Origin of the sequence: Bradyrhizobium altum (assembly GCF_020889705.1) — a bacterium.
GTDB lineage: Bacteria > Pseudomonadota > Alphaproteobacteria > Rhizobiales > Xanthobacteraceae > Bradyrhizobium > Bradyrhizobium altum.
The window spans coordinates 1-8,978 of record NZ_JACMYP010000317.1 but is presented as its reverse complement, the minus strand read 5'-3'; the positions used below and the strand labels follow the sequence as shown (position 1 = coordinate 8,978).

The 8,978-nt window shown below is 64.1% G+C and carries 6 protein-coding genes; 4 read left to right on the top strand and 2 right to left on the bottom strand.

What is annotated here, in order from left to right; translation table 11 throughout:
* The coding region (locus H8B02_RS41635; RefSeq protein WP_229171480.1) for a ketopantoate reductase family protein at positions 1–873 on the top strand (873 nt) is incomplete at its 5' end.
* A gap of 33 nt (positions 874–906) precedes the next feature.
* Here H8B02_RS41635 and H8B02_RS41630 read toward each other — a convergent pair.
* Both H8B02_RS41630 and H8B02_RS41625 read right to left on the bottom strand, forming a co-directional pair.
* Positions 907–4,359 (bottom strand): C2 family cysteine protease, encoded by a 3,453-nt coding sequence (locus tag H8B02_RS41630; RefSeq protein ID WP_229171479.1) that lies wholly within the window; start codon positions 4,357–4,359, stop codon positions 907–909.
* Between the two features lie 390 nt (positions 4,360–4,749).
* Positions 4,750–5,559 (bottom strand): IclR family transcriptional regulator, encoded by an 810-nt coding sequence (locus tag H8B02_RS41625; protein WP_229171478.1) that lies wholly within the window; start codon positions 5,557–5,559, stop codon positions 4,750–4,752.
* Between the two features lie 129 nt (positions 5,560–5,688).
* Here H8B02_RS41625 and H8B02_RS41620 point away from each other — a divergent pair, with 129 nt between their 5' ends.
* From H8B02_RS41620 to H8B02_RS41610, 3 genes are all read left to right on the top strand, one after another.
* A complete protein-coding gene (locus H8B02_RS41620; protein ID WP_376711773.1) occupies positions 5,689–6,918 on the top strand; it encodes an ABC transporter substrate-binding protein in 1,230 nt (409 codons plus the stop codon).
* A gap of 58 nt (positions 6,919–6,976) precedes the next feature.
* The gene (locus H8B02_RS41615) at positions 6,977–8,326 is read left to right on the top strand and encodes an aromatic ring-hydroxylating oxygenase subunit alpha (protein WP_229171476.1); all 1,350 of its coding nucleotides are present in this window, start codon (positions 6,977–6,979) and stop codon (positions 8,324–8,326) included.
* Positions 8,323–8,978, top strand: a 656-nt coding sequence (locus tag H8B02_RS41610; protein ID WP_229171475.1) for an SDR family NAD(P)-dependent oxidoreductase, incomplete at its 3' end; no start/stop codon positions are given. The genes H8B02_RS41615 and H8B02_RS41610, both read left to right, overlap by 4 nt.

The window sequence follows — 8,978 nt, the reverse complement described above, 5'->3', positions numbered from 1 at the left end:
GCGCTGGCGCACGCCGGCGCCGACGTCACCTTCATCGCGCGCGGCGCGCACCTCGCCGCCATGCGCAGCGAAGGGCTGAAGGTTCAGGGCGGCCGCGGCGAAACCCACCTGCTCCCAACCCAGGCGACCGACGACCCCGCAAGCGTCGGCCCGGTCGATATCGTGCTGTTCTGCGTCAAGCTGTGGGACGTCGAGAGCGCCGGCGAGCACATCAAGCCGATGGTCGGTCCCGAGACCGCCGTGATCCCGCTGCAGAACGGCATCGACGCGCCCGACCGGCTGATCCCGATCCTCGGGCGCAACGCCGTGATGGGCGGCGTGGCGCAGATTTCTGCCTCGATCATCAAGCCCGGCGTGATCAACCAGGTCGGCACCTTCATGCGGATGATCTTCGGCGAGCTCGACGGCCGCATCACCTCGCGTGGCAAGGCGCTGCTCGCGCTCTGCCTGAAGGCCGGCTTCGACGCCACGCTGAGCGAGCAGATCAACACCGAGCTGTGGATGAAGTTCGTTGGCCTCGCCACCAATGCCGGCATGACCGCGGTCACGCGCCAGCCGATCGGCAGGCTGCGCGACGATCCCGACCTGCGCCCGTTCTTCGTATCGGCCTGCGAGGAGATCATCGCCATCGCGCACGCCAGCGGCGTCAAGCTGCCACCGGACCCGCTTGCGAAAGTGCTCGACTTCATCGGCCATGCGCCGCCGGCGATGAAGGCGTCGATGGCGCTCGATCTCGAGCGCGGCAACCGGCTCGAGCTGCCCTGGCTAAGCGGCAAGGTGGTCGAGCTCGGCTGCAAGCTCGGCGTGCCGACCCCGACGCACGACTTCCTCTATGCCGTGCTGAAGCCCTATGCGATGGGTGCGCCGTCGTAGGCAGGCGGCCGCGCGTTGGAGCAGCGGCGCCGCTCAGGCATGTTGCGGCGGGGCAAGCGTGGCGACCTGATCAGGATGCACCGTGATGGCCGTGCCGCCATGTCCATCGCTCGCGGCGACGAAGGTGGATGCCATGTAGTTTCCGAGCAAGGCGATGCTGGCGGCGTGGACGCCGTCCGAAACGGAGAGCGATCCGCCTGCGGTGTTGCCGGCAAAGCCCACGGTTTGCCCAGCCGCAAAACTGATATTGGCGAAATCGATCACGTCGGCTCCCGTCATGCCGGCGACGGTGCCGGAGACGTCGGCGGGATCGTCGAGCTTCAGTGTCCCGGAGCCTGATGCGAAGGAGATTTGCGCCGAGCTCGGGGACGCAAGCTCTAGGGTCTGTCCGGCTGGAATGATCGAGGGATCACTGATCTTGAAGGCGCTGGACCAGGCGCCCCAGACGGTCCCGTCATTGGCCTTGATCCAGAGCGTGTCCGTGTCAGACCCGACGTGATACGCAAGCTGGGAGAGCTGCGAGGCCGCGACGACGTTGTCCTGATTTGCTCCGAGCGCAACACCGTTCAGCGTGAAGTAGCCGTTGCCGCCTCCGCTATTCCAGACATCATATGATGTCGCGGAACTGCCGAACGGATCCGAATAGGTGAAGAGCGAGGACACCGAGAACGTCTGGCCTTGAACGGACAGCGTGCTCGAATTGGTCGGGGTCACCACTGGACCCGTGTCCACCGGCGCGGTCACGGTGAAAGCACTTGACCATGATCCCCAGACGGTGCCGTCGTTGGCGCGGACCCACAGCGTGTCCGCGCCCGAGCCGGATTGATAGCTCAGCGACGCCAGCTGGGCCGCGGTGAGGTAATTGTCCTGGTTGGGCGCAAGTGCCACCCCGCTCAAAGCAAAATGCCCGCCACCTGTGCCGGTGTCCCAGACGTCATATTGGGTCGCGGCGCTGTTGAACGGATCGCTGTAGGTGAACAGCGACGAGACCGCATAGCTCTGACCGTGAGCCGCAACGATGCTCGACACCGCTTCAACGGGCCCGCTGTCAACCGGAGCATTGACGGTGAAGGCGTTCGACCACGCCCCCCACAGCGTGCCGTCATTGGCCCGGATCCAAAGCTTGTCGAGACCGGAGCCCGATTGATAGCTCAGCGACGCCAGCTGGGCGGCCGTGATGTAATTGTCCTGGTTGGCGGGCAGCGCCACGCCGTTCAGAAGGAAGTGGCCGCCGACGGTGCCGCTATCCCAGACATCGTACGCGGTCGCGGCGCTGTTGAACGGATCGCTGTAGGTGAATAGCGACGAAGCCGCATAGCTCTGGCCGTGGGGTGCAACGATGTTCGACACCGTCTCAACGGGCCCGTTGTCAATCGGAGCATTGACGGTGAAGGGGCTCGACCACGCCCCCCACACGGTGCCGTCATTGGCGCGGATCCAGAGCGTGTCGATGCCGGAGCCGGATTGATAGCTCAACGAGGCCAGCTGGGCGGACGTGATGTAGTTGTCCTGGTTGGCGGGAAGCGCCACCCCGTTCAGAACGAAGTGTCCGCCACCGGTTCCCTTGTCCCAGACGTCATATTGCGTTGCAGGATTGTTGAACGGATCGCTGTAGGTGAACAAGGACGAGGCCGCATAACTCTGGCCATGCGCCGCGACAATGTTCGACACCGCCGCAACGGGACCGCTATCGACCGGCGCGGTGACCGTGAAAGCGTTCGACCATTGGCCCCACACCGTGCTGTCGTTGACCCGGATCCAGAGCGTGTCCGCGCCGGAGCCGGATTGATAGGTCAATGACGACAGCTGCGCGGCCGTGATGTAGTTGTCCTGATTGGCGGCAAACGCCACCCCGTTCAGGACGAAGTGGCCGCCACCGGTGCCGCTGTCCCAGACATCGTATTCGACGGCTGCGAGGCCGAACGGGTCGTAATAGGTGAACAGCGAGGACACGGCAAAGCTCTGGCCGTGCGTTGCCGTCATGTTTAGGCCCGTCACCACGGGCCCTTCCGGGGTTGCCGTAAATTCGGTCCAGGCGCTCCAGAATACGCCGTTGAACGCCTCCACCCACAGCTGGTCGCTCGCGGGACCGAACTGATAGGCAATGCTGGACCATTGTGAAGCAGCGACGTCGATCTCGACCCCGCTCGCCTGCGCCACCCCGCCCACGGTGAAGTGCCCGTTACCCGTGGAGTCCCAAAGCGCATATTCGATGATGGGCAGAGTACCGCCCGTCGTATAGAACATGGACGACGCTGCAATCGAGGTTTGCACGCGGCCGGTGATGTTTGACGCGACCACCGTGGGCGCGACGTCGACGGCGCCGGAATTGTCGATGACGAAGTCGCCGCCCTCGCTGGCGATCTGTGTCAGCGAAACCTCAAATTGCACATCCCAGTTCTGGCCGGGATAGCTGTTTCCCCATGGATTACGAACAACGAAATTGCCCGTCGCGCTGTCATAGCCGACGACCCCGAACGCGTGATCCGGGACCAGCTGGACGTTTCCGGCACTGTCATACGTGTACGGAGACGTCGAAGGAATCTCGAGGATGATGTCGTCGTGGCTGGAGAGTGCCGCGATATAGACGGACTTGTTGCTGTACCAATTGGACGCGCTGCTCAGATAGTAGTTCACGCTCGTCGCGTCGGTCAGGTTCTCGAAGACATTCGTCAGGGGATCAGCCGAGATATTGTTGTAGCTGTTGACGGCCGGGTGCCCGATCTGGCCCGTTGCGCTGAGCTGCGCGTAGGCCTTCTCCACCAGGGCAACCCACATTGCAGTGGGTTGCTCACTGTAGTTGTGGCCATAGTCAAGTTCGGTGCCACTGACGACCGGAAACTCGTCATTGACGGTTTCCCATGTCTCCTGACCATTGACATAGAAGCGCACGCCATAGGTGCCGTTTCCATTGTTCACGATCATGGAACTCATGACTTGAGGATGAAAGACGACGACGTCGATCAATCCCGACATCAATTCGCAATCGCCGTCTGCGCCCTGACAAATGTCGTTGACGGTGGCCGCGCCCGCCGAAGAATACAACGGCCCGACAACCGCGCTGTAGCCCTGCAATGTCCAGCCGCTCCCGCCTGCATCGGGCGGCAAAGTCGGATCCGGAAGATCGGTCCCCTGAAACCACTTTCCGATCAGTTCAGACATCTGCGTCGACGTCGTGCCAACCTGCAGATTGCTGAGCGTGATGTGAGCAGTGCCGCCCCCTGTCCAGGTGGCGTTGGCCGGATTCCCATCTACGAGCTGGTTGAAAAGATGAGAGACATAGTCCGATGTGTAGAGGCCGCTGTTCAGATTGGCCGCAATCAGCTGCAGCGAGTTCAGCTCATTCGCGGTGACACTCCCGCGATTGGCGACATCCGCCAGCAACTGGATGGCTTCAGCGTCGGTGAAGACGCCGTCCGCAGCAAAGTTGAGCATGTCGGACTTGACGCCACTGTCGACCAGGGAATTGACCCAGCTTGCCGTCATGGAATTCCTTCGCAAATCTTGACGCGATACGATTGTTGTCGGCCAGGCCTGTCCTGGCGAGGTTGCGCGCGTCCCGTCGCGACGAATCCAGCAATAGATTGCGTAACTATCGCCATAGCTGTGAACGAATTCGGGACCCGTGTCGATCTTGCCGACCGCGGCCAAAAGCCAAAGCAGCCCGCATGATCGTGAAGATTCGTTAACGTCTGCCTGATGCGCGGCCCACCACCCGGGATCGAGGCGGGGTTTGGCCCCGACCGCAGCGCCGGGTCCCCAGGAAAGCCGAACCTGGTCCGGGTTCCCTGCAGCGCATCAGCCGCGCCGCCGTCCCTTCGATGCCCCGGCTCGCGCGGCATAAAGGCAGGGCTGAGCGCCGCCGGCCCGATCGTATCACGCGCGTTCGGGAGCAGCCGGCTCAGCACCCTGAAATCCCAGCAGAACTGAAATCTGCCGGCCGGCCTCGCGCACCAGCCTGGAGAATTCCAGCAGCTTTTGCTCGTCGATGCGCGCGCCCGGTCCGTAGAGGCCGACCGAACCGACGACGTCGCCGCGGTGATCGAAGCAGGGCGCGGAGACCGCAACCGTGCCGGCGAAGATCTCGCTGTGGCTGGTCGCATAGCCGTTGCGCAGCGCAAATGCCAAGGCTTCCTCCAGCCGCGCACGGTCGGCGCTGCTCGGTATGGTGGCGAGGAGTTCGGCCTGCCGCGCCGGGTCCATGAAGGCCAGCATCGCCTTGCCGGTCGAGCCGCGGGTCAGGCTCAAACTGTCGCCGACGCCGCGGCTGATCGAGAGCACGTGACGGCTCTGGCATTCGAGGATGCAGATGCCGCGATCCTCCTGGACGCGGAACAGCGCGGCGGTCTCGCCGGTCGCCTCGCGCAGGCCTTCGACAACCGGGCGCGCGATCGCGACGACCTCGAGCCCCGTCAACCAGACGTGGGACAGTTTCATCACGCCATGGGACAGCCGGAAGCGCTGCGGATCGCCTTCGGCCTGGATCAGGTCGCGCTGCGCCAGCGTCTGCAGCAGACGATAGAGCGTCGGCCGGCTCAGCCCGACGCGCTTCTGGATCTCGATCACGCTCATCGCCGGCTGATCGGGGGTGAAACATTGCAGGATCGCGATCGCGCGGTCGACCGCGCGCACGCCTGACACCCCCTGCTCCTCGTCGTGAGCTTCCGCCTTCGGTTTCTTCGCCATCCGTCCACATCCGCAAATTCGGCAGGGCGCGCTGCATCCAGCGCGCTTGACCAATCGGCCCGCATGGATACTATCTCATATTATGAGAATTATGTCCACCAGATGGACATGTCAAAAATGACGGGAGGATTGGAATTGCTTCAGACAGACGCCACGCGCAGCTGGTCCGCGATCGCCGTGCTGATGCTCGCGACGTCACTGGCGTATGCCGCGCCCGATGGCTCGGGCATCTCCGACGGCGTGGTGCGGATTGCGGTCCTGGGCGATTACGGCAGCGGCCGCGATCTCGGCGGGCCGGGCTCGGTGACCGCCGCCAGGCTTGCCGCCGCGGATTTTCACAACAAGGTGCTGGGCAAGCCGATCGAGATCCTCTCGGCCGATCATCAGAACAAGCCCGACGTCGCGGTCGGGATCGCCCGGCAATGGTTCGACGTCGAGCATGTCGACGCGGTGACCGATCTTGCGGTGAGCTCGGTCGGCCTCGCCGTCGCCGGGCTCGCAACGCAGAGCAACCGGACCGCGCTGGTCTCGGGCGCCGCGACCTCCGATTTGACCGGCGACAAATGCTCGCCGGTCATCACGCATTGGGCCGACGACACCTACGCGCTGTCGGCCGGACTGGTCGGCGAGCTGAGCCGCCGCGTCGGCAAGGAATGGTTCTTCGTCGCGGTCGACTATTCGTTCGGCACCGCCATGGTGAAGGATGCTTCGCGCGCGGTGACCGATGCCGGCGGCAAGGTCGTCGGCGCGGTACGCTATCCCTTCAACACCACCGACTTCTCGTCCTTCCTGCTGGCGGCGCAGAATTCCGGCGCCAAGGTGGTGGCACTGGCCGGCACTGGCGCCGACACCGTCAACGCGGTCAAGCAGACCCACGAATTCGGCCTGCAACAGGGCGGGCAGACCATCGTCGGCATGCTGACCTTCATCTCCGACGTCCATTCGATCGGCCTGCGCGATGCGCAGGGCATGTACATCGCGTCCCAATATTATTGGGATGACGACGACGGCACCCGCGCGTTCGCCAAGCGCTTCATCGAGATCGAGAAACGCGAGCCGACCAAGCTTCAAGCGGCGACCTATGCCGCCGTGCGGCACTATCTGAAGGCGATCGAGGCCGGCGGCAGCGACGAGGCCAAGGCGGTGAATGCCGAGATGCGCAAGCTGCCGGTCGATTTCTTCGGCCGCCCCGCGCACGTCCGCAAAGACGGTCGCGTCATCTACGACCTGTCGCTCTATCGCGTGAAGAAGCCGGACGAGAGCAAATATCCCTGGGACTACTACCAGAAGATCGCGGTCATTCCCGGCGACAAGGCGTTCCGCCCCGAGGGAACGGGCGGCTGCAAGCTCGACAAATAGGACGCACCACCAATCGCCGCGGCGCACGGTCGCGCATGCAAGAAACAAGGAGGAGCCGATGCCGCTTCGCAACGATTTCGATCAGCTTGTTGACGTCAAGAGTGGCTTCATCAGCCGCGAGATCTTCGTGGACGCCGATATCTATCGGCAGGAACTCGACAAAGTGTTCACGCGCGCCTGGCTGCTGGTCGGCCACGAAAGCCTCGTGCCCAATCCCGGCGACTTCTACACCTCGCGGATGGGCGAGGAATCCGTCATCCTCTGCCGCGACAAGAAGGGCGAGATCCACGTCTTCCTGAACTCGTGCCGGCACCGCGGCATGAAGGTGTGCCGCTACGAGCAGGGCAACACCTCGCTGTTCACCTGCCCGTATCACAGCTGGACCTACACCACCGACGGCAAGCTGCAGGGTGTTCCGCTGCACCGGACGCTTTATGACGGCGTGCTCGACCGCGAGGCCAACTCGCTGGTCTCGGTGGCGAAGCTCTGCAACTACAAGGGCTCGATCTGGGCGACCTGGGACAAGGATGCGCCCGACTTCATCACCTATCTCGGCGATGCCAGGATCCACCTCGACCAGGCGCTCGACTGCCGCGACGGCCGCGAGGGCGGCTCCGAGGTGATCGGCGTCCACAAATGGGTATTCCCCGCCAACTGGAAATTCGCCGCCGAGAATTTCCTCGGCGACACCTATCACAATCCGAGCCACCGCTCGGTCGATCTGATCGGCATCGGACCGAGCGCAGCCGCCGGCAAGAAGGGCCGCCGCGACGACGAACTGGAGAAGGCACAGCACGTCTGGATCAGCTTTCCTGGAGGCCACGGCGTGCACAGCGCGATCCAGCCGGAAGCCAACGAATACACCGAGTCCTTCCTCGACAATCCGATCCTCGAACAATACTTCCGGCACTGCTTCGAGGAGCGCAAGCGGCGGCTCGGCGAAGGCGCGCGGCTGCTGCCCTTCGTCGGCACGATCTTCCCCAACACCTCCTATCACGGTCGTCAGCCGCGCGGACTTTGCGCCTGGCATCCGCACAGCCCGACCTCGACCGAAGGCTGGCGCTTCTTCCTGGTCGACAAGGATGCGCCACAGGAAGCCAAGGACTATCTGCGCCACTACTACATGCGCTACTCCGGCCCGGCCGGCATGACCGAGCAGGACGACATGGAGAACTGGCTCTATGCGACCGCCGCGAGCACCGGCACGGTCGCGCGGCGCTATCCCTTCAACTATCAGCAGTCGATGGGCGCCTACGTCACCGATCATCCGCTCGGCGGCGATGTCTCCACGCAAGTCACCGAGCAGATCGCGCGCGGCTTCTACCGCCGCTGGTCCACCTACATGCAGGGTGGCGGCTGGCACGAGCTGCTTGGATCCCCTGCCGGCAACCGGGAGGCCGCAGAATGACCGCGCCCCGAAAAACCATCCTCGTCAGCGGCGGCACCTTCGGCATCGGCCGCGCGATCACACTCGGCCTCGCCCGTCGCGGCCATGCGGTGGTGACGTTCGGCCTCGAGGCGCCACAGGTCTCGAGCACCGCGCAGAACGCCATTCCGGCCTTGCGCCAGGAGCTCGATCGCGAAGGCCTGTCCGCCGAATTGATCGAAGCCGATGTGTCGCAATCGGGCGATGTCGGCAGAGTGGTCGCACAGGCCATGGCGCGGTTCGGCCGCATCGATGGCGTCGTCAACAACGCCGCGATCGGTCCGCTCGGCACCGTGCTCGACACCGACGAGGCGCTGTTCGATCGCATTATCGCCGTCAATCTGAAGGGACCATACCTCACCAGCCGCGCGGCGATCCCCCACATGATCGCGCAGGGCGGCGGCTCGATCGTCAACATCGGATCCGGCGCCGGCTGGGGCAAGCCGAACATGGCGGTTTACAGCGCGAGCAAGGGCGGCGTTATCGCGTTGAGCGCCGCGATGGCCTACGACTTTTTCCACCAGCACATCCGCGTCAACACCGTGATCCCTGGTGGTGGCGGCATTGTCAGCGGCATGAGCCTCGGCCGTGTCGGCGGCGATGCGGCGCGCTTCGGCAAGGGCGCGCCGGGCAC

Coding starts and splice junctions, on each gene's coding strand:
- H8B02_RS41615 (WP_229171476.1), top strand. CDS start 6,977: ATGCCGCTTCGCAACGATTTCGATCAGCTTGTTGACGTCAAGAGTGGC.
- H8B02_RS41630 (WP_229171479.1), bottom strand. CDS start 4,359: ATGACGGCAAGCTGGGTCAATTCCCTGGTCGACAGTGGCGTCAAGTCC.
- H8B02_RS41625 (WP_229171478.1), bottom strand. CDS start 5,559: ATGGCGAAGAAACCGAAGGCGGAAGCTCACGACGAGGAGCAGGGGGTG.